Consider the following 21,610-nt stretch of genomic DNA (forward strand, 5'->3'; position numbering starts at 1 on the left):
CTTCAAAGTTCTTATGCGAAAGGCTGCTGTCTTGACCACCGAAGCGTACGTATACGACGCGATCCGCACCCCGCGCGGACGCGGCAAGGCCAATGGCGCCCTGCACGGCACCAAGCCGATCGACCTCGTCGTCGGCCTGATCCACGAGATCCGGGCGCGGTTCCCCGACCTGGACCCGGCCGCCGTCGACGACATCGTCCTCGGCGTCGTGGGCCCCGTCGGCGACCAGGGCTCCGACATCGCGCGCGTCGCGGCCATCGCCGCCGGTCTTCCCGACACGGTCGCGGGCGTGCAGGAGAACCGCTTCTGCGCCTCGGGCCTCGAAGCGGTCAACATGGCCGCGATGAAGGTGCGCTCGGGCTGGGAGGACCTCGTCCTCGCGGGCGGCGTCGAGTCGATGTCGCGCGTCCCCATGGGCTCGGACGGCGGCGCCTGGTTCGCCGACCCGATGACCAACTACGAGACGGGCTTCGTGCCGCAGGGCATCGGCGCCGACCTCATCGCCACGGTGGAGGGCTACTCCCGGCGTGACGTCGACGAGTACGCGGCCCTGTCCCAGGAGCGTGCCGCGGCCGCCTGGAAGGACAACCGCTTCGAGAAGTCCGTCGTGCCGGTGAAGGACCGCAGCGGTCTGACCGTCCTGGACCACGACGAGTTCATGCGCCCCGGCACCACCGCCGACTCGCTCGCCAAGCTCAAGCCGTCCTTCAAGGACATCGGCGACCTCGGCGGCTTCGACGCCGTCGCGCTGCAGAAGTACCACTGGATCGAGAAGATCGACCACGTCCACCACGCGGGCAACTCCTCCGGCATCGTGGACGGCGCGGCCCTCGTCGCCATCGGCAGCAAGGAGGTCGGCGAACGGTACGGCCTCGCGCCGCGTGCCCGGATCGTCTCCGCGGCCGTCTCCGGCTCCGAGCCGACCATCATGCTCACCGGTCCCGCGCCGGCCGCGCGCAAGGCGCTCGCCAAGGCCGGTCTGACCATCGACGACATCGACCTCGTCGAGATCAACGAGGCCTTCGCGGCCGTCGTTCTTCGCTTCGTCAAGGACATGGGCCTGTCCCTGGACAAGGTCAACGTCAACGGCGGCGCGATTGCGTTGGGGCATCCCTTGGGCGCGACGGGGGCGATGATCCTGGGCACGCTCGTGGACGAGCTGGAGCGTCAGGACAAGCGGTACGGGCTCGCCACGTTGTGCGTGGGCGGGGGCATGGGGATCGCCACGATCGTGGAGCGGATCTCCGGCTAAGCGCCGCGGGGGCTGTTGTCCGTCGCCGACCGCGGGTGCGTCGTGGTTGCTCGCGCAGTTCCCCGCGCCCCTGAGATGCGCACTGCGTGCGCCATCTCAGGGGCGCGGGGAACTGCGCGACCAGCCCCCACCGGCGTCAAGTCGGCAACGAGACAGCACCGCCCTCCCCAGTAGCCGCTCACCCCGCTCATCACAGACTTCACGGAGAAAAGACCATGACCGAAAGCACCACCATCCGCTGGGACATGGACGCCACCGGCATCCTCACCCTCGTCCTCGACGACCCCAACCAGTCCGCGAACACCATGAACCAGGGGTTCAAGGACTCCATCGCGGCCATCGCCGAACGCGCGGAGGCCGAGAAGGACTCCATCCGCGGCATCATCTACACCTCCGCCAAGAAGACCTTCTTCGCGGGCGGTGACCTGAAGGACATGATGCAGGCGGGCCCCGAGAACGCGCAGGACGCGTTCGAGGCGGGCGTCGCCATCAAGAGCTCCCTGCGCCGCATCGAAACCCTGGGCAAGCCGGTCGTCGCCGCGATCAACGGCGCGGCCCTCGGCGGCGGTTACGAGATCGCCCTGGCCAGCCACCACCGCATCGCGCTGGACGCGCCCGGCTCCAAGATCGGCCTGCCCGAGGTCACCCTCGGCCTGCTCCCGGCGGGCGGCGGCGTGACCCGCACCGTGCGCCTGATGGGCATCGCGGACGCGCTGCTCAAGGTGCTGCTCCAGGGCACCCAGTACAACCCGAAGCGCGCCCTGGAGAACGGCCTCGTCCACGAAGTGGCGGCCTCCCGTGAGGAGATGATCGAGAAGGCCCGCGCCTTCATCGACGCCAACCCTGAGTCGGCCCAGCCCTGGGACAAGCCCGGCTACCGCATCCCCGGCGGCACCCCGGCCAACCCGAAGTTCGCGGCGAACCTGCCCGCCTTCCCGGCCAACCTCAAGAAGCAGATCAACGGCGCCCCCTACCCGGCCCCGCGCAACATCCTCGCGGCCGCCGTCGAGGGCTCGCAGGTCGACTTCGAGACCGCACTGACCATCGAGGCCCGGTACTTCACCGAGCTGGTCACGGGCCAGACCGCGAAGAACATGATCCAGGCGTTCTTCTTCGACCTCCAGGCCGTGAACTCCGGTGCCAACCGCCCCAAGGGCATCGAGCCGCGCCAGGTCCGCAAGGCCGCCGTACTCGGCGCCGGGATGATGGGTGCGGGCATCGCCTACTCGTGCGCCCGCGCCGGCATCGAGGTCGTCCTGAAGGACGTCTCCGCCGAGGCCGCCGCCAAGGGCAAGGCCTACTCCGAGAAGCTGTGCGCCAAAGCGGTGCAGCGGGGGCGTACCACCCAGGAGAAGGCCGACGCGCTGCTCGCCCGCATCACGCCGACCGCCGACCCGCAGGCCCTCGCGGGCTGCGACGCCGTGATCGAGGCCGTCTTCGAGGACACCTCGCTCAAGCACAAGGTGTTCCAGGAGATCCAGGACGTCATCGAGCCGGACGCGCTGCTGTGCTCCAACACCTCGACGCTGCCGATCACCCAGCTCGCCGAGGGTGTCACGCGGCCCGTCGACTTCATCGGCCTGCACTTCTTCTCGCCCGTCGACAAGATGCCGCTCGTCGAGATCATCAAGGGTGAGCGCACCGGGGACGAGGCGCTCGCGCGCGCCTTCGACCTCGTACGCCAGATCAGCAAGACGCCGATCGTCGTCAACGACTCGCGTGGCTTCTTCACCTCGCGCGTGATCGGGCACTTCATCAATGAAGGCGTCGCGATGGTCGGCGAGGGCATCGAGCCCGCGTCCATCGAGCAGGCGGCGGCCCAGGCCGGCTACCCGGCGAAGGTCCTCTCTCTGATGGACGAGCTGACCCTCACCCTGCCCCGCAAGATCCGCAACGAGACCAAGCGCGCCGTCGAGGAGGCCGGCGGAACGTGGGCCGGGCACCCCTCGGACTCCGTCATCGACCGCATGGTCGACGAGTTCGAGCGGCCCGGCAGGAGCGGGGGAGCGGGCTTCTACGACTACGTGGACGGCAAGCGTGCCGGACTCTGGCCGGGCCTGCGCGAGCACTTCACCAAGCCGGGCACCCAGATCCCGTTCCAGGACATGCAGGAGCGGATGCTCTTCTCCGAAGCGCTCGACACCGTACGCCTGGTGGAGGAGGGCGTCCTGACGTCCGTCGCCGACGCCAACATCGGCTCCATCTTCGGCATCGGCTTCCCCGGCTGGACCGGTGGTGTGCTCCAGTACATCAACGGCTACGAGGGCGGCCTGCCCGGCTTCGTGGCACGCGCGCGTGAGCTGGCCGACCGCTACGGGGAGCGGTTCACGCCGCCCGCGCTCCTTGTCGAGAAGGCCGACAAGGGCGAGAAGTTCAGCGACGCCTGACAGCAGGAGGGCGGGAGCGGCTCAGCCTTCTGCGAGCCACTCCCGCAGCTCCTCCTTGAGGGACCGCTGGAACGCCGTCACCAGGGCCTGCACCACCATCGGCTGCATGTGGGCCGACAGGGAGCGCATCGCGGCCACGTGTTCGGGGTCGGACTCCCGGTCGCGGTAGGGGCTCCACACCTCGTCGCGGAAGAGCCGGGACAGCTCGACCGCGGCCGAGCGGGTGTGCTCCATCAGGACCGTGCGCGCCGCCAGGATCGTCTCGTGCGCGATGGGCACGTCGAGCAGTTGGACCCCCAGGCGCAGCAGCCCCGGGTCGACGCGGTATGCACCCGGGGCCTTCGCGGGAGCGACGACGCCCATCGCCGAGAGCCGGTCCAGGTCCCCCTCCGTCAACGCGCGGCCCGCCCTGCGTTCCAGCTCCGCGTGGTCGGTGTCCTCGGCCGAGTCGGGGGCCCAGGAAGCCACCACCGCGCGGTGGATGGCGAGGTCGTGGGCGCTCAGATCGGGCGGCAGCTGTTCCAGGTACCGCTCGATCGCGGCCAGGGTCATGCCCTGGTGCTGCAGCTCCTCGATGAGCCCGAGCCGGGACAGATGCTCCTGGCCGTAGTGCCCGACCCGGCGGGGGCCGATCACGGGCGGCGGCAGCAGGCCCTTGGTGCTGTAGAAGCGGATGGTGCGGACAGTGACGCCCGCGCGCGCGGCCAGCTCGTCGACCGTGAGCGTCGGCTCGTCCGTGTCCGAAGCCGTCGTCATCGTCATGGCAGCGCATCGCCTCCCCAGTCGTACACCCTTGGCCGGGCACCGAGTTGTGCACCGATCAGGTGCAACAGTATTGCTGTCTCACCACTGTTGTGAAAGCGTCCCGCCCAGTCACTTGCTTCGTCGATGACGCCAGGAGGCGGTCATGACCACGATCCTGCGACTCCCCGGGGAACCCGCCGACATCACGCTCCCCGCCCTGCTGCTCCGCAACGCCGAGGACCACGGCGACCACCCCGCACTCTCCTGGCGCGCCACTCCCGAAGGGGAGTGGACGACACTCACCTGGCGCGAGGCACGCCGCAAGGTCGCGGTCCTCGCCGCCGGGTACACGGCACTCGGCGTACGGCGCGGCGAGCACGTCCTCATGATGATGGGCAACCGCCCCGAACACTGGCTGAGCGATCTCGCGCTCGTGCACATCGGCGCGGTCCCCATCACCGTGTACGGCACATCGGCCCCCGAGCAGATCGCGCACATCGCCCGGCACAGCCGTGCCCGCTTCGCGATCATCGAGGGCGCCCGCGAGCTGGAACGCTGGGAGCCGCTCCTGACCGACCCCGACGCGCCCATCGAGCGCCTGGTGGTCGTCGAGGCGGCCGACGCGGGCCCGCACCGCACGTACGGCTCACTGCACGCCACCGGAGGCCGGCTGTTCGACCCGGACGCCTTCGAGAAGGGCTGGCGTGAGTCCCGGGCCGACGATCCGCTGACCGTCGTCTACACCTCGGGCACCACGGGAGATCCCAAGGGTGTCCGCATCACGCACCGCAACGTCGTCCTCAACGGCGTCGCCCTGGACGCCGTCGTCGAGCTCCCGGACTTCGTGGAGCACATCAGCTACCTCCCCTTCGCGCATGTCGCGGAACGCATGCTGGGCATCTACCTGCCCGTGTTCCGCGCCTCGCACGTGCACCTGTGCGCGGACCCGACGGCCGTCGCCGCGACCGCGCGCGAGCTGCGTCCCGCGCAGTTCTTCGGGGTCCCGCGCGTGTGGGAGAAGCTGGCCGCGTCCGTGAAGGCCGTGCTCGCCGGGCTGCCGCAGGAGCAGCGGGAGTCGATCGAGGCGGCGAACGAGACGACACGCGCGCGTGTGGACTGCGTCGAGCGCGGCGAGGAACCGCCGGCTGACCTGGAGAGGGCGTATCGCGAGGCCAAGGAGAAGGTCATCGGCCCGCTGCTCTCGCTGGCCGGCTTCGACCGCCTGGTGTGGACCGCGAGCGCGGCGGCGTCGATGCCCCTGGACGTCGTGCGCTTCTGGGCGGGCTTCGACATCGTGATCATGGACGCGTGGGGACTCACGGAGACCACCGGGGTCGTCACCATCAACACCCCGGCCGCCTTCCGGCTCGGTTCCGTGGGCAGGCCCCTGGACGGCCTGGAGATCCGCACCACCGACGACGGCGAGATCCTGGTGCGCGGCGCGACGGTCTTCGACGGCTACCTCCTGCCCGACGGGGGCGTGGAGTCGGCCTGTGACGCGGACGGCTGGTTCGCCACCGGCGACGTCGGGCGCATCGACGAGGACGGCTTCCTGTGGCTCACCGACCGCAAGAAGGAACTGATCGTCACGTCGACGGGGAAGAACGTCTCGCCCGCGCTCGTCGAGAACACCCTCAAGGAGCACCCCCTCATCGGCCAGGCCCTCGTGCACGGCGACGGCCGCTCCTACCTGGTCGCGCTGCTCGTCCTGGACGCCGAGATGGCCCCCGTATGGGCCGCGGGCCACGGGATCACGGGTGACCTGCTGGCCAGCGAGGCCGTACAGGAAGAGGTCGAGCGGGCCGTCGAGGCGGCCAACGCGCGCCTCAACCGCACCGAGCAGATCAAGCGCTACCGGCTCCTGGGGGAGGAGTGGGGCCCGGAGACCGGCGAGCTGACACCGTCCCTGAAACTGCGCCGCAGGGTCATCCGGGAGAAGTACGCGCAGGCCATCGACGGGCTGTACTCCCCATGATCCATGGTCCGTACACCCTGTGATCATGGTGTGTACACCCCCTGACCACCATGTGAGAAGTGCCGCTATGTGACGTGCGCCACCGCATGTCGGGGGATCTCTGGGGGAAGGTGTCGCGTCGGTCCACGCACACGTCAGGGGTGTCGTGGACCGGAGCACATCCGGACACCGGAGTTTTCCGGGCACCAGAGAGTAGACCCCCCACGTGAGCAAGGAAGCCGTAGACACGGCCGCTGCGGACGCATCCCGCACAGATGCGTCCCAGGCCCCCGCGGACGCGGGCGACGCCGGTTACAGCAAGGACCTCAAGGCCCGTCACGTCAACATGATCGCCATCGGTGGCGCGATCGGAACTGGACTCTTTCTCGGTGCGGGCGGCCGCCTGCACTCCGCGGGCCCCGCGCTCGCCGTCGCGTACCTCGTGTGCGGCATCTTCGCCTTCTTCGTCGTACGGGCCCTCGGCGAGATGGTCATCTACCGGCCGTCGTCCGGTTCGTTCGTCTCCTACGCGCGTGAGTTCCTCGGCGAGAAGGGCGCCTACGTCGCCGGCTGGATGTACTTCGTCAACTGGTCGACCACCGGAATCGCCGACATCACGGCCATCGCGCTCTACACGCACTACTGGAGCTTCTTCACCGACATCCCCCAGTGGGTGCTCGCGCTGATCGCCCTCGCCGTCGTCCTCGTGATCAACATGATCTCGGTGAAGTACTTCGGCGAGATGGAGTTCTGGTTCGCGATCGTCAAGGTCGCGGCCCTGGTCGCCTTCATGCTGATCGGCATCTTCCTGCTGGTCACGCAGCAGGACGTGGGCGGGCAGACGCCGGGCCTGAGTGTGATCACCGACAACGGCGGCTTCCTGCCGCACGGCATCATGCCGGTCGTGATCGTCATGCAGGGTGTCGTCTTCGCGTACGCGTCCCTCGAGCTGGTCGGCGTCGCGGCGGGCGAGACCGCCGATCCGCAGAAGGTCGTCCCGCGCGCGGTGAACTCCATCATGTGGCGCGTGGGCCTCTTCTACGTCGGCTCGGTCGTCCTGCTGGCCCTGCTCCTGCCGGGGTCGGTGTACTCGGCCGACCAGAGCCCGTTCGTGACGGTCCTGTCCAAGATCGGCGTCCCCGCGGCCGGTGACGTGATGAACCTGGTCGTCCTCACGGCGGCGCTGTCGTCGCTGAACTCGGGCCTGTACTCCACGGGCCGCATCCTGCGCTCGATGGCGATGGCGGGTTCGGCGCCGAAGTTCACCGCGCGGATGAACAAGAGCCAGGTTCCCTACGGCGGCATCCTGCTCACCTCCGCGGTGTGCGTGCTCGGCGTCGGCCTGAACTTCCTCATGCCGAGCCAGGCCTTCGAGATCGTCCTGAACGTGGCGTCCCTCGGCATCATCAGCACCTGGGTGATCATCATGATCTGCCACCTGGCGTTCGTCCGCCGGGCCAAGGAAGGCCTGATCAGCAGGCCGAGCTTCCGGCTCCCCTGGAGCCCGGTCACGGAGATCGTCACGATCGTCTTCCTGCTCTCCGTGCTCGGCCTGATGTGGAAGGACCCCGAGATCGGCCGCAAGACGCTCTACCTCATCCCGATCATCGCGGCGGCGCTGGCCGTCGGCTGGTACGGAATCCGCCGCAGGGTGGACCGCGAGGCGGCCGGCCTCACGAAGTAGCGCACCAGCAGCAGGTCAACGGCCACTGTCAGCGGCAGCGCCTACGGTGGCGTCATGTCGGAGATCACTTACATCCGAGGTGACGCCACCGCGCCGTCGGGCAAGGGCATCAAGCTGATCGCCCATGTCTGCAACGACCTCGGCGGCTGGGGCAAGGGCTTCGTCGTCGCGGTGTCGCGCCGCTGGCCCGAGCCGGAGGCCGCGTACCGCCGGTGGCACCGCGAGCGCGCGAAGAACGACTTCGGTCTGGGAGCCGTCCAGTTCGTCGAAGTCGGCCCCTACACCTGGGTGGCCAACATGATCGGCCAGCACGGCATGCGCACCGGCAGCAAGGGCGTCCCCGTGCGGTACGAGGCGATAGACACCGCCCTGGCCACGCTCGCCGACAAGGCGGCCGAACTGGGCGCCTCCGTGCACATGCCGCGCATCGGCTGCGGGCTCGCGGGCGGCAAGTGGTCCCGCGTCGAGCCGCTGATCACCCGGCGTCTGGTGGAGCGGGGCATCGCGGTGACGGTGTACGACTTCGGGGACTGAGCCCACGTCCGGGCAGCCGGGACGTGGCGGGGGTCACTCAACTGGCGTGCAGATGCGCGTTGTTGGGCACGCATGAGCGGGTAGATCAGCGGCATGCAGCTCATTCCCATGCCGTTAGGGCCGATCAACCCGGATGTCGAGAATCTTGCTGTCGGAGCCGTGCTGTTCGGCTCCCTCTACTTCTTCGTCAGGCGCATGATCCTCCGCGTCAACCGCGTACTCCAGGAGCGCGCCACGATCCTTGTGGGCGTCACCGGCGGACCGGCGGCGGACCTGCGCCGCGAGGCCGAGCGGATACGCGCCGAGCGTGAGGACCTGCTGGCCAAGGCCCGCCACGAGGCCGCGCAGACGCGGCAGCAGGCCCGGGAGGAAGGCGCCGCCCTGATCGCCGCCGCCCGCGAGGACGGCGTGCGGGAACGCGACGAGATCTCCGCCGCCGGTCAGGCCACGATCGCGACGGAACGTACGTCGACGGAGGTGGCGCTGCGCGCGCAGGTCCCCGACCTTGCCACGGTCCTCGCGAGCAGGATCGTGGGAGAGCCGCTCCCGACTGCGTCCGCTTCGGGCCGCTAGAGCCTCGAGACAGGCCGAGTTCCGTCTGGCCACCGGGCCGGACCCACGGCACGCTCGCACCATGGAACTCATGGTGCCGGTCAAGGACGGCGAAGTGTGGGCGCAGGACTCCGGCGGCGCGGGAACGCCGCTGGTCCTGCTGCACCCGGGAGTCGCCGACTCCCGGGTCTGGGACGGGATCATGCCGCGCCTGGCGGAGGGACGCCGGGTCATCCGCTACGACGCGCGGGGGTACGGCAGGTCTCCCGTACCCACCGCGTCGTTCTCGCTCGTCGAGGATCTGAGCGCGGTCCTCGACCACTTCGATGTCGCACGGGCGTTCCTCGCGGGGTCCAGCATGGGCGGTGCCACCGCCATCGGTCTGGCGCTCGCCGACCCCGCCCGGGTGGCGGGACTCGCGCTCCTCGTCCCCGGGATCACCGGCAACCCGGACTTCCTCATGGAGGAGTTCACCGCCGAGGTGGGCAGGCTCGCGGAGGCGGGCGACATGGACGGCATCGTGACCCTGGTGAGGCGCACATCGGCCGCCGCGGGGGCCGGGGACGACCCCGCGGCGGCGCTCATCAGGGAGGTGATCCCGTCCTGGTTCGCCGTCCACCCCCACCACGTGCCCGACCCGCCGGCCTTCGACCGCCTCGGTGAGCTGAACGTGCCGTGCGTGCTCGCCCTGGGGGAGCGGGACGACCCCGAGGTGGTCCGCTGCAACGAGCAGATGGCGGCACGCATCCCGGGCTGCCGGCTCGTGCGGCTGCGGGACAGCGACCACTTCCCGACCCTGCGCGAACCGGACGCGGTCACCGGCATCATCCTTGAGGCGTACGCGGCCTCCCGCTGAGCGGACCGGCGGAGGACCGGCTCACAGCCCGTAGCTCTTCCCGATGATGTCCCGCTGGATCTCACTGGTGCCGCCGTACACCGTCGACACCACCGCGGCCCGCAGATGCCGCTCCATGTCGTACTCGGTCGCGTAGCCGTAACCGCCCATCATCTGCATGCCTTCCAGCGCCGCGCGCTTCGCCGTCTCGGTGGCCTTCAGCTTGGCCATCGAGGCCTCGCGCGGGAAGAGGCGTTCCGGCTCGGCGTCACACCTCGCCGCCACGTCGAGGACGAGGAGCCGTACACACTCGATCTCCGTCGCCAGATCCGCGATCCGGTGCCGCAGCGCCTGGAACGAACCGACCGGCCGCCCGAACTGCTCACGCCCGCGCACATACGTGAGCGTGTCGTCGAAGATGCGCTCCGCGAGCCCCAGCATGCTCGCCGCCAGGAAAAGGCGCTCCGCGTTGAGCCCCGCCATCAGCTGCGGCCACGCCCTGCCCTCGGCGCCCACCACCGCGTCCGCGGGCAGCCGGACATCCGTGAAGTACACGTCGTTGACCTCGCGGCCACCCATCGTGGAGATGCCCCGGATCTCGATTCCCGGGGTGTCCGCGGGCACATGGAACATCGTCAGGCCCTCGTGCCTGGGCCCGCTCGCGTCCGTACGGGCGACCAGGAGGATGTACGAGGCCAGGTGCGCGTTGGAGATCCACGTCTTGTGCCCGTTGATCAACCAGCCGCCGGGACCTGAGTCATCCGACCGTTCGGCCCGGCAGCGCAGCGCCGCCACGTCCGACCCGGCGTCCGGCTCCGACATCGCGATCGAGAGGACCTGCCCGGCGACGGCCCCGCCAACCGCCGCCTTCTTCTGCGCCGCCGAGCCGAACCTGTCGTACGCCTTCGCCGTGATGACGGAGGTGACAAAGCCGCCCGCGGGCACCAGGCCGCGCGCCGTCTCGCGCAGGAAGAGGCAGGCGTCCGTCATGCCGCCGCCCGACCCGCCGTACTCTTCGGGCAGACACACGCCCAGCCAGCCGAGGTCGGCCAGCTTCGCGTAGAGGGCGGGGGAGTGCGGGCCGCCGGACTCCGCGGTCAGGGCGTCGCGCTGCTCCCGGGTGCCGCACTCGCGCTGCGCGAAGTCGCGGAGCGCGGCGGTGAAGTCGAGCTGCTCCGAGCTGAGCCGCTGCGTCATGGAACCCTCCTGGTCTGGGCGTAGTTACAAAGAGATTGAGTTAGCGTCTGTGTAGCCACGGGGAGTTGGCGCCATGGCTGTGGTTGAGTGCGTGGGGACGACGGGGAGGGCTCATGGATTCGATGATGGAGCGCGCGCTGGACGCGGCGCCGCCGCCGGACGCCCTGACCGGGCAGATACTCGACGCGGCGCGCGAGCAGTTCATGACGTTCGGCCTGCGCCGCTCGACCGTCGACGACGTCGCCAAGCGCGCCAGGGTCTCGCGCGTCACGGTGTACCGCCGCATCGGCAACAAGGAGGCGCTCGTCTCCGCCTGCCTGCTGCGCGAGTACCGCCGGTTCGTCGGCGAGGTGGACGAGGCCGTCGCCCCGCTCCCGACGATGGAGGACCGCATCGTCGAGGGCTTCGTCGTCGTCCTGCGGCACATGCGCGAACACCCGCTCATCGGCGGCCTGATGCGCCTCGAACCCGAGACGATGCTGCCGTTCCTGACACTGGAGAGCGGCCCCGCCTTCCTCGCCATGCGCGGATACCTCACGGACCGGCTGCGGCGCGCGCAGCGAGTCGAGGGGAAGGAGGAAGGTGATCCGACGCCGGTGGCCGAGCTGATGGTGCGGATCACGGTCTCCTTCCTGCTCAATCCGGTGAGCTGCTTCGCGCTCGAAGAGGACGACCACGTACGGGACTTCGCGCGCCGCTATCTGGTCCCACTGCTCGGCAGGTGAGAACTCCGGGGCCTACAGCCGGGCGTGCAGCCTGCGTCCCAGTTCCACCGCCCTCGCCGTCTTCTCCCGCGCCGTCGTGAACGACGTCAGATCCGCGTACGGCGTGAATCGCTTCACCGTCACCGAGCGCGGCACCGCGAACGACCGCAGCCCCTCGGCGCCATGGATCCGGCCGTACCCCGACTCCCCGGTGCCGCCGAACGGCAGCGCGGGCACGGCAGCGAACCCGAGCACCGAACCCACCGACACAGCACCGGCGTTCAGCCGCGCGGCCACCGCGAGCCCGGTCCTGCGTGACCCGGTGAAGACCGCCGCGCCCAGCGCGTACGCCGACGCGTTGGTCCGCCGCACCGCCTCGTCCAGATCACGTACGCGGTTCACGGAGACCACCGGGCCGAAGGTCTCCTCCGTCATCGCGGGCGAGTCCTCGGGCACGTCCACCAGGACGACCGGATGCACATAGGGTCCGCGCACGGCCTCGGGGCCGCCGAGCGGTGCCCGTGCCCCGGCGGCCAGGGCCTCCTTCATGTGGCGTTCCACGACGCCGAGTCGGGAGGGCAGCGTCATCGGCCCGTAGGCGTCCCCGGCACTGAGCGCACGCGCCCTCTCGACGATCAGCGAGCAGAGCCTCTCGTGCACGGACTCGACCGCGTACACCCGCTCCACGCCGGCGCAGGTCTGCCCCGCGTTGGCCATCGCGCCCCACACCACCGCGTCCGCGGCGGCCGTCAGGTCGGCGTCCGCGCCCACGATCACCGCGTCCTTGCCCCCGCACTCCGCGAGGAGCGGCGTCAGCGTCCGCGCGCACACCTGGGCCACCTTGCGCGCGGTCCCCGGTGATCCGGTGAACGCGATCTTGTCGACACCGGCCTCGGCCAGCGCCTGCCCGGTCGACCCGGGCCCGGTCACCGTCTGGAACAGCCCCGCGCAGTCCGGCACGGCGTCGTCGAAGGTCTCCGCCAGCAACACTCCTGTGCCCGCCGTCAGTTCGGATGGCTTGTAGACGACGGCGTTGCCTGCCGCGAGTGCGTAGCCGATCGAGCCCATGGGGGTGTAGACGGGATAGTTCCACGGGCCGATCACCCCGACGACGCCCAGTGGCCGGTAGCCGAGCAACGCCCGCTGATGGACCGAGAGCAACCCCGACGGGACCCGGCGCACCCGCAGCACACCGTGGGCGTGCCGGGCCGCCCAGTCCAGGTGGACCAGGGACAGCAGGACCTCGGCGCGCGCGTCGTGCTCCGGCTTGCCCGTCTCCGCGGCGACGGTCCCCGCGAGCTCGTCCATCCGCACGGCGAGTAACCGCTTCCACGTGAGCAGCCGCGCACGGCGGCCCGACCAGCCGAGGCCCGCCCAGACGGCCGCCGCGCCCCGGCCGCGTGCGACCGCGTGCGCGATGTCGTCGGCGCCGTGCACCGGGTGCTCGCCGACCGGTTCGCCGGTGGCGGGGGAACGTACGAAGAAGGTGGTCATGATGCGGCGCTCCAGGGGTGTTGCCGGGGTGTGGGCGGCCGTGCGGACCGACGGTGCCTCAGTACGGTGTAGCGGACCTCGGCGGCGTCCACGAGTACCTGGTCGGCCGTCACTGGCCTCAACTTGCCCCCGCGCCAAGCCATTTGATGCCCTCGCCCGCCTGGCGTGTCAAAGTTACAAGAACTATCGACTTGTTTCACCGGTCGCGTCAACATCAGTCGCGCAGTCGCGTCGACACCAGTCGCATACTGGAACTGGAACACGTACAAACCGGGCACCGACCAGCGTGCCCGCCGATCCGGACCCTGGAAGCCGTGCGATGCCAGACCGCCGCCAGACTCCCGAGCCGCCCCCGCCCGGCGGGATCCTGTGGGACATCGCGGGCGACGTCCGCGCCCTGCTCGCCCTGCCCGCCGCGCTCGCGATGCAGGTCGCGCACCCCGCGGTGGGCGCGGGCGTCGACACGTACTCCGTCTTCCGGACCGACCCCTGGGGGCGCGGCGAGCGGTCGCTGCGGTCGCTGCAGACCTGGGTGTACGGCGGCGAGAGCGCGGCCGAGGAAGGGCGCAGGCTGCGTGACCTGCACAAACACATACAAGGCACGGATGCGCACGGCCGTGGCTACCACGCGTTGACACCCGCCTACTACGCGTGGGTCCACGCCACCGGGTTCCCCGTCTACCACCATGCGCAGAAGTACCTGGGCCGCCCGTTCACCGAGGCGCAGGCGCGGCAGCTGTACGCGGAGTGGCTCCAGGTGGGCCGCATACTCGGGATACACGACCGGGACATGCCGCAGACGCTCGATGAGTTCTGGCCGTACTACGCGAAGGTCCTCGCCGATGAACTGGAGGAGACCGAGGTGGTCCGCGACCTCGTCGCCACGGACCGCCCGCTCCCGCCGCCGGACCGGGGCCCCTACCTGCTGAGGGTGACGCTGCGCGCCCTGTGGCCGCTGCTGCTGCCGCCGCTGGCCCGCTTCCGCCGCTTCCTCACGATCGGCCTGATGCCGCCGGACGCGAGGTCGGCCATAGGGCTGCCGTGGACGGCGGCCCAGGAGCGGAGGCTGCGCCGCTTCGGCCGGGTCGTGCGGACGGTGGCCCCGAGGCTGCCGGAACGTCTGCGCTACCTGCCGATGGCTCGCAGGGCTCGGGCGCACCGCTGACCCCCCGGCTCCGCCGCCCGCCCCTGAACCGCTGGCCGGGCTGGTCCTCCGCCGAGCCGGCCCTCAAGAGGGTGGCTGACCTTCCCGAACCACCGGCTGCGCCGAGCTCGTCCTCAAACGCCGGACGGGCTGATCCCCCCACCCACCCGCCCTCCCCAGCTGGCTCGCTGCCGGGTAATCGGGTGGGTGGGTGGGAAACATCCGCCGCGAAGCGGCGGCTCAGTATCAGTGACCGTGACCGCGCCCGTGCACACCGTTCGTCGCAGCGATCGACTTCCACGACTTCGGCGCAGCCGGCACCGCCGAGGACCGAGCGATCCCCGCGCCCCGCGCAGCAGGCGCATCCGGCCGCGACGGCTGGAACAGCCACGCGTCGAAGAGCGAGGCCAGCGGCTTACCGGACACCTTCTCCGCGTACTTCACGAAGTCACCCACCGTCGCGTTCCCGTACGCATGCTCCTTCGGCCACCCCTTCAAAATCGCCGAGAAGGACTTCTCGCCGATCTCGTTGCGCAGCGCCTGCAGGGCCAGCGCCCCGCGGTCGTACACGGCGATGTCGAACTGGTTCTCCGGCCCCGGGTCGCCCGGCTTGACCTTCCAGAACGGGTCATCGGCGGGGTGCTGGGCGTACACGTAGTCCGCAAGCTCCTGAGCCGTACCCTCCCCCTCCTTCTCCGACCACAGCCACTGGCTGTACCGAGCGAAGCCCTCGTTGATCCAGATGTCCTTCCAGCCGTCGACGGACACGCTGTCGCCGTACCACTGGTGGGCCAGCTCATGGACGACGACGGACACGTTGGAGCCGTTCGCGAACTGCTTCGGGCTGTAGAACGGCCGCGTCTGCGTCTCCAGTGCGAAGCCGCTCGTCACGTTCGGGACGTATCCGCCCAGGGCGTTGAAGGGGTACTTGCCGAAGACCGTCTCCAGCCACTCGGCGACCTCGGTGGAGCGCTCGATGCTCGCCCGCGCGGCCCCCGCGTTGTCGCCGAGGTCCTTGCTGTAGGCGTTCAGGACGGGCAGGCCGGCCGCGGTCTTGTCCGTCGTGATGTCGAACTTGCCGACGGCGAGCGTCGTCAGATAGCTGGCCTGCGGCTTGTTCGAGCGCCAGTTGAAGCGCGTCCAGCCGAGCTTCGAACTCTGCGACTGGAGTACGCCGTTGGAGATGGCCTGTGAGCCGTCCGGCACGGACACGGAGACGTCGTAGGTCGCCTTGTCGAGCGGGTGGTCGTTGGACGGGTACCACCAGGCGGCCGACTCCGGCTCCTGGGCGGCCACACCGCCGTCCGGCGTGCGCGCCCACGCGGTGAAGCCGTTGATCTTCACCTCGGACGGCTTGCCCGCGTATCGGACGACCACCGTGATCGGCGTGCCCTTGGGCAGGCCGGCCGCCGGAGCGATCTCCAGCTCCTGCTCGCCGGACTTCTTGAAGGCGGCCTTCTTGCCGTTGACACGCACCTCGCTGACCTTCAGGCCGAGGTCGAGGTTGAAGCGGGAAAGGTTCTGCGTCGTGGTGGCGTTGATGGTCGCCGTGCCCTCGAGCAGGTCGGTCTTCGGCTGATACTTCAGCCGCAGGTCGTAGTGCGAGACGTCGTATCCGCCGTTGCCGCTCGCCGGGTAATAGGGATCGCCGATACCCGGCGCCCCAGGGGTGAAGTCGGCCGCCGATGCCGGGATCGCCAGCAGCAGAGAGGCCGCGAGCGCGCCCGGGGCGATGAGTCTGCGGTGCACAAGAGCTCCAAGTCGTACGCGTCGTAGGGGGTGGTCGTAGGGATGGATCCGTAGTTGGGTCCGACCTTATTGAGCCCCCCGGCCACGCGTCATGTCCATGGTCGCTGCTGTCACACGATCGCCATTCGGCCGACATGTGCCAAAACGCCCCACGAACCTGTCGTGCGTGTGTACGGCCCTCTGTCGCGCAGGAGTTGACCGGTGTACCTTCCGCGCCATGCCGATACGTGCGCGACGCACGCGCTTGATCTGGAGATCCCTGCCGGCGGCGGCCATCGCCGCCCTGCTGTCCACGCTCCTGACCCCGGGAGCCGCCCAAGGGGCGCCGAGCGCCCCGCGTGAGAGCAAGCCCGTCTACTCGTACGAGAGCGCGATCCGCGAATCCGTCTGGGTCGACACGAAGATCGACGGCGACAGCGACGGGAAGACCGACCGGGTCGCCGTCGACATCGTCCGGCCCCGCGAACCGGCGCAGCACGGCCGGAAAATCCCGGTGATCATGGACGCCAGCCCGTACTACTCCTGCTGCGGGCGCGGCAACGAGAGCCAGAAGAAGACGTACGACGCGGACGGCAACCCCGTCCAGTTCCCCCTCTACTACGACAACTACTTCGTCCCTCGCGGGTATGGGTTCGTCGCCGTCGACCTCGCGGGAACGAACCGCTCCGACGGCTGCGTGGACGTGGGCGGCCGCTCCGACGTCCAGTCCGCCAAGGCCGTCGTCGACTGGCTGAACGGCCGGGCCCGCGGCTACACCACCCGCACCGGCGGCAAGAGCGCCAAGGCGTCCTGGTCGAACGGCGCCACCGGCATGATCGGCAAGAGCTACGACGGGACCATCGCGCAGGGCGTGGCCGCCACCGGAGTGCGAGGTCTCAAGACCATCGTGCCGATCGGCGCGATCTCCTCCTGGTACGACTACTACTTCGCCAAGGGTGCCCCGCTCTACGACAGCGGCCCCGAGTGGCTCTCGGACTACGTGGAGAGCCCGGAGGCGCGGGCCCGCTGCGGTGCCGTACAGAAGCGACTTGTCGACGAAGCGCCCCGCACCGGCGACTGGACCCGGCTGTGGAGCGAACGCGACCACACCCCGGACGCCGACAAGGTGCGGGCCAGTGTCTTCGCCGTACACGGCATGCAGGACCTGAACGTCAGGATGAAGCACTTCGGGCAGTGGTGGGACGCGCTCGCCGACGAGGGCGTAGACCGCAAGGTGTGGCTCAGCCAGACCGGTCACGTCGACCCCTTCGACTTCCGCCGCGGTGACTGGGTGCGCACCCTGCACCGCTGGTTCGACCACGAACTCCTCGGCTACGACAACGGCATCGACCGCGAGCCGATGGCCGACATCGAGCGTGCACCCGGACAGTGGACCACCGACCGCGTCTGGCCCCCGCGTGCCACCGACACGGTCAAGCTTCGCCCCGGCAAGGGGGCTTCACCCGGCGTCGGCACGCTCGGGACGCGTCCCGGCTCCGGCAGCGAGACGTTCACCGACGACCCGAACCTGAGCGAGACCGACTGGGCCGCGCAGATCGACACCTCCACCCCGTCGAAGGCCGGGTTCGTCAGCCGCCCGCTCGGCAGCGACCTGCGTCTCTCCGGCTCCTCCGAGGTCACCGTCACCGCGACTCCGACGACCCGCACCGCCCACCTCTCCGCGGTCCTCGTCGACCTCGGCCCCGCCACCATCCGTGACTACGCGAGCGCCGGCGAGGGCATCACCACGCTTCCCGAACGCACCTGCTGGGGCCCGAGCACCGGCGGCGACAGCTCCTGCTTCAAGGAGACCAAGGCCAAGACCACCGACGTCGACCAAACGATCTTCAGTCGCGGCTGGGCCGACCTCGGCAACTACGCGGACGACCACAAGGGCCGCCCCCTCACGCCGGGCAAGAAGCACACCATCACCCTCGATCTGGCCGCGAGCGACCACGTTGTGCCCAAGGGCCACCGCCTCGCGCTGATCATCGCGGGCACGGACAAGGGCCTCATCGACCCTCCGTCCGACAAGCCGACCCTCGCCATCGACCTGTCCCGCACGTCGGCGAAGGTCCCGCTGGTGGGCGGCGCCGACGCGTTCCGCGCAACCGGGCCCGTCATCGACCGCGACTCCCGTCTCGACGGCGTGGCCCCGCCGCGTTCGTTCCGCCCCGTACCTGGAGGCAGCACTTCATGAGCCCCCGCACCCGCCTCATGCCCCGCGTCCGCACCCTGGCGCTCGCCTGCGCCACCGTCGCGCTCGCCGCACCGCTCCTGACGGTGCCCGCACAGGCGACGCCGACCCCGCCCCGCACCGGGTTCGAGGAGAGCGACGGCGCGCGCTGGACCAGTCAGCCCGAGGAGCAGAAGCTGCTCGCCACCGTCGACAAGGCGACCGACCGGGTCTCGGTGTCCCGCATCGGCACCACCAAGCAGGACCGGCCCGTCCAGCTGGTCCGCATCGGTGAACGCCCCACGAAGAACACGGTGTTGCTGATCTGCAGCCAGCACGGCGACGAACCGTCGGGCCGCGACGCCTGCCTGTCGACCATCCGCGACCTGGCGTACGCGAAGGACAAGAAGACCCGGAAGTTCCTCTCGCGCACCACACTCCTCGTCATCCCCACCGCCAACCCGGACGGCCGCGCCGCCAACACCCGCGGCAATTCCGACGGCGTCGACATCAACCGCGACCACATCTCCCTGCAGACCGCGGAGGCCCGCGCCATGGCCGCCGTCATCCGCGACAAACAGCCCAACTCCATCTACGACCTGCACGAGTACGGCGCAACCCCGAAGTACTACGACAAAGACCTCTTCGACCTGTGGCCGCGCAACCTCAACACCGACGAGGCCGTCCACAAGGAGGCGCAAACCCTGTCCAAGGCGTATGTCAGGCCCGCCGCGGGCAAGGCGGGACATACGACGGGGACGTACGGAATCTGGACCGATCCGGTGACCGGTGAGCCCATCAAACAGACGGCGGGCGACGGTCAGGAACGCATCCTGCGCAACGTCTCCGGCATCAAGCACGCGGCCGGTCTGCTCATCGAGAGCCGCGTCGATCCGCTCACCGAGGCCGAGAAGAAGGACGAGGCGCTGAACAACCGGCGCCGCGTCACCTCGCAACTGGCGGCGCTCGGTGGCCTGTTCAGCTACGCCGACGAGCGGCGCGGACAGCTGGAGGCGGCCACCGGCGCGGCCCGCCTCGAAGGCTTCCGTGACCGCGGGCCCGTCTATGTCGGCGGCGCCGACAACGACCCCGCCGAGCCGGCCGAGGTGATCCAGGACCCGCCGTGCGGTTACCGGCTCGACGCGGAGCAGTTCGGCGACATCAAGGACGAACTCGCCCTGCACGGAGTAAAGGTCAGGAAGGACGGCAAGGGAGCCTACGTGCCGATGCGGCAGTCGGCGCGATCTCTCGTACCGTTGCTTCTCGACGAGCGCGCTGCCTATCACCTCGTCACAGGTTCGCCCGACACCCATTGCTGAGTGGTTGCCAGGTGCGTCACATGTGGTACTGGGTAGCGGACCACAGAGTTTGTACGAATGCGAAACCGTGAGAGGTGTACTTGTGACGCAAGACCAACAGAAAGCGGACGGCGGGGGAGGGGACGGCCATCTGATGCACGCCGCTCATGGCGGCGCCCATCCCCAGACCGACCGCATCGTGTTCGGCGTGACCGCCGTGCTCACCCTGGCCTTCGTGGTCTGGGGTGCCGTGGCGACGGACTCGCTCGAGAGCGCCTCCACGAAGATGCTCAACGGACTGATCCACAACGGTGGCTGGGCCTTCATGCTGGCGGCGAGCGGGTTCGTGGTCTTCGCGCTCTGGCTCGCCTGCAGCCGGTACGGGAAGATCACGCTCGGTGAGGAGGGTGAGGAGCCGGAGTTCCGCACCATCTCCTGGGTCGCGATGATGTTCAGCGCCGGTATGGGCATCGGTCTGATGTTCTACGGCGTGAGCGAGCCGCTCGCCCACTTCACCACGCCCCCGCCGGGCACCGATCCCGCCGACTCGGCGGCGAAGATGGAAACGGCGATGTCCACCACCCTCTTCCACTGGACGCTCCACCCGTGGGCGATCTACGCGGTCGTGGGACTTGCCATCGCGTACAGCACCTTCCGGCGCAAGCGCAGGCAGACCATCAGTGCCGTCTTCACGCCGCTCATCGGCGAGAAGCGCGCGAACGGCGCCTGGGGCAGGGTCATCGACATCATCGCGATCTTCGCGACGCTCTTCGGCTCCGCCGCATCGCTGGGCCTCGGTGCCCTGCAGATCGGCAGTGGTTTCGAGGTCCTCGACTGGATGGACAAGGCGAGCACCGGCCTGCTCGTCTCCATCATCGCCGTTCTCACGGTGGCCTTCGTGGCGTCCGCCATCTCCGGTGTGGAGAAGGGCGTGCAGTGGCTGTCCAACATCAACATGGTGCTCGCGCTGCTGCTCGTCGTGTTCGTCTTCATCGCGGGCCCGACCGTCATCGTCCTCGACCTGCTGCCGACCTCGATCGGCTCCTACCTCGGCGACCTGCCCCAGCTCATCGGGCGCACCGAGGCGTCGAGCGGCAAGGGCGTCTCGGACTGGCTGGGCAGCTGGACGGTCTTCTACTGGGCCTGGTGGATCTCCTGGACGCCCTTCGTGGGCATGTTCATCGCCAGGATCAGCCGCGGGCGCACGATCCGGCAGTTCGTCGGTGGCGTCATCCTGGTGCCGAGCACCGTCAGCCTCATCTGGTTCGCCGTCTTCGGCGGATCGGCGATGAAGGTCAAGGAGAGCGGCGGTCTCGGCGGCGAGTCGACCCCCGAGGGCCAGCTCTTCGGCCTGCTGCACGAGTACCCGATCGCCACGGTGACGAGCCTGCTCGTGATGATCCTCGTCGGCATCTTCTTCGTGTCGGGTGCCGACGCGGCGTCCATCGTGATGGGCACGCTCTCGCAGAAGGGCGCGCTGGAACCCGGCAAGCTCGTGGTGATCTTCTGGGGCGTCGTGACGGGAGCCGTGGCGGCGATCATGCTGCTCATCGGTGACGGGTCCGGCAACGCACTCCAGGGCCTGCAGAATCTGACGATCCTGGTCGCCGCGCCCTTCACCCTGGTGATGATCGGGATGTGCGTGGCGCTGATGCGGGACCTGCGCCACGACCCGCTGATCGTCCGCGGTGAGCACGGCACGGAGGCCGTCGAGAAGGCCGTGATCGCGGGCCACGAGCAGTACGACGGTGACTTCGAGCTCCGCATCGGCCCGAGCGACAACGGAGACGAGGAGGACACCGGAGCCACGAAGGTCTGAGTCCACTTCCGCAGGCAGGAGGCGGGGGGGGGGGGGGTGGGGGGGGGGGGGGGGGGTGGGGGGGGGGTGGGGGGGGGGTGGGGGGGGGGGGGGGGGGGAGAAGAAGTC

At 69.7% G+C, this 21,610-nt stretch carries 16 protein-coding genes; 12 read left to right on the top strand and 4 right to left on the bottom strand.

The features are described from left to right. Positions 1 to 31: 31 nt before the first annotated feature. A complete protein-coding gene (locus tag ACZ5U5_RS34310; RefSeq protein WP_469029587.1) occupies positions 32 to 1,252 on the top strand; it encodes an acetyl-CoA C-acetyltransferase in 1,221 nt (406 codons plus the stop codon). Positions 1,253 to 1,467: 215 nt separating this feature from the next. After that, positions 1,468 to 3,639 (top strand): 3-hydroxyacyl-CoA dehydrogenase NAD-binding domain-containing protein, encoded by a 2,172-nt coding sequence (locus ACZ5U5_RS34315; protein WP_469029589.1) that lies wholly within the window; start codon positions 1,468 to 1,470, stop codon positions 3,637 to 3,639. Positions 3,640 to 3,660: 21 nt separating this feature from the next. Here ACZ5U5_RS34315 and ACZ5U5_RS34320 read toward each other — a convergent pair whose 3' ends face one another. Further along, positions 3,661 to 4,395 (bottom strand): MerR family transcriptional regulator, encoded by a 735-nt coding sequence (locus tag ACZ5U5_RS34320; protein WP_469029832.1) that lies wholly within the window; start codon positions 4,393 to 4,395, stop codon positions 3,661 to 3,663. A gap of 151 nt (positions 4,396 to 4,546) precedes the next feature. Here ACZ5U5_RS34320 and ACZ5U5_RS34325 point away from each other — a divergent pair, with 151 nt between their 5' ends. The 5 genes from ACZ5U5_RS34325 to ACZ5U5_RS34345 all read left to right on the top strand — a co-directional run bounded on the left by ACZ5U5_RS34325 (position 4,547) and on the right by ACZ5U5_RS34345 (position 9,963). Next, the gene (locus ACZ5U5_RS34325) at positions 4,547 to 6,358 is read left to right on the top strand and encodes an AMP-dependent synthetase/ligase (protein WP_469029592.1); all 1,812 of its coding nucleotides are present in this window, start codon (positions 4,547 to 4,549) and stop codon (positions 6,356 to 6,358) included. Positions 6,359 to 6,563: 205 nt separating this feature from the next. Next, positions 6,564 to 8,021, top strand: coding sequence for an amino acid permease (locus ACZ5U5_RS34330; RefSeq protein WP_469029595.1), 1,458 nt, complete (start codon positions 6,564 to 6,566; stop codon positions 8,019 to 8,021). Positions 8,022 to 8,075: 54 nt separating this feature from the next. Then, on the top strand, positions 8,076 to 8,555 hold the full coding sequence (locus ACZ5U5_RS34335; RefSeq protein WP_469029597.1) for a macro domain-containing protein: 480 nt from the start codon (positions 8,076 to 8,078) through the stop codon (positions 8,553 to 8,555). 93 nt (positions 8,556 to 8,648) lie between these two features. Continuing rightward, positions 8,649 to 9,128 carry a F0F1 ATP synthase subunit B family protein gene (locus ACZ5U5_RS34340; protein WP_469029600.1) on the top strand — a complete coding sequence of 160 codons (480 nt, stop codon included), beginning with the start codon at positions 8,649 to 8,651 and terminating at the stop codon, positions 9,126 to 9,128. A gap of 61 nt (positions 9,129 to 9,189) precedes the next feature. After that, positions 9,190 to 9,963 carry an alpha/beta fold hydrolase gene (locus tag ACZ5U5_RS34345; RefSeq protein WP_469029603.1) on the top strand — a complete coding sequence of 258 codons (774 nt, stop codon included), beginning with the start codon at positions 9,190 to 9,192 and terminating at the stop codon, positions 9,961 to 9,963. A gap of 21 nt (positions 9,964 to 9,984) precedes the next feature. On the opposite strand, the gene ACZ5U5_RS34350 is transcribed toward ACZ5U5_RS34345, so the two are convergent. After that, positions 9,985 to 11,139 (bottom strand): acyl-CoA dehydrogenase family protein, encoded by a 1,155-nt coding sequence (locus ACZ5U5_RS34350; protein ID WP_469029605.1) that lies wholly within the window; start codon positions 11,137 to 11,139, stop codon positions 9,985 to 9,987. Positions 11,140 to 11,252: 113 nt separating this feature from the next. Here ACZ5U5_RS34350 and ACZ5U5_RS34355 point away from each other — a divergent pair, with 113 nt between their 5' ends. Further along, complete coding sequence (locus ACZ5U5_RS34355) at positions 11,253 to 11,864, top strand: TetR/AcrR family transcriptional regulator (protein ID WP_469029607.1); 612 nt, start codon at positions 11,253 to 11,255, stop codon at positions 11,862 to 11,864. 12 nt (positions 11,865 to 11,876) lie between these two features. Here ACZ5U5_RS34355 and ACZ5U5_RS34360 read toward each other — a convergent pair whose 3' ends face one another. After that, positions 11,877 to 13,337 (bottom strand): aldehyde dehydrogenase family protein, encoded by a 1,461-nt coding sequence (locus ACZ5U5_RS34360; protein WP_469029610.1) that lies wholly within the window; start codon positions 13,335 to 13,337, stop codon positions 11,877 to 11,879. Positions 13,338 to 13,656: 319 nt separating this feature from the next. Between ACZ5U5_RS34360 and ACZ5U5_RS34365 the strand changes: the two genes are divergently transcribed. Next, positions 13,657 to 14,502, top strand: a complete 846-nt coding sequence (locus ACZ5U5_RS34365) for an oxygenase MpaB family protein (RefSeq protein WP_469029613.1) — start codon at positions 13,657 to 13,659, stop codon at positions 14,500 to 14,502. A 225-nt stretch (positions 14,503 to 14,727) separates the two neighbouring features. Here the strand turns inward: ACZ5U5_RS34365 and ACZ5U5_RS34370 are convergent, their stop codons facing one another. Beyond that, the gene (locus tag ACZ5U5_RS34370) at positions 14,728 to 16,230 is read right to left on the bottom strand and encodes a M1 family metallopeptidase (RefSeq protein ID WP_469029616.1); all 1,503 of its coding nucleotides are present in this window, start codon (positions 16,228 to 16,230) and stop codon (positions 14,728 to 14,730) included. Positions 16,231 to 16,447: 217 nt separating this feature from the next. On the opposite strand from ACZ5U5_RS34370, the gene ACZ5U5_RS34375 reads away from it, so the two are divergent. The 3 genes from ACZ5U5_RS34375 (at position 16,448) to ACZ5U5_RS34385 (ending at position 21,502) form a co-directional block, all read left to right on the top strand. Continuing rightward, entirely contained in the window at positions 16,448 to 18,409 is a 1,962-nt protein-coding gene (locus ACZ5U5_RS34375; RefSeq protein ID WP_469029619.1) for a Xaa-Pro dipeptidyl-peptidase, read from the top strand. A gap of 17 nt (positions 18,410 to 18,426) precedes the next feature. Further along, entirely contained in the window at positions 18,427 to 19,704 is a 1,278-nt protein-coding gene (locus ACZ5U5_RS34380) for a M14 family metallopeptidase (protein ID WP_469029834.1), read from the top strand. A gap of 133 nt (positions 19,705 to 19,837) precedes the next feature. After that, positions 19,838 to 21,502 carry a BCCT family transporter gene (locus tag ACZ5U5_RS34385; RefSeq protein WP_469029622.1) on the top strand — a complete coding sequence of 555 codons (1,665 nt, stop codon included), beginning with the start codon at positions 19,838 to 19,840 and terminating at the stop codon, positions 21,500 to 21,502. Positions 21,503 to 21,610: the final 108 nt, after the last annotated feature.

It is taken from the genome of Streptomyces sp. NPDC033177 (assembly GCF_055577715.1).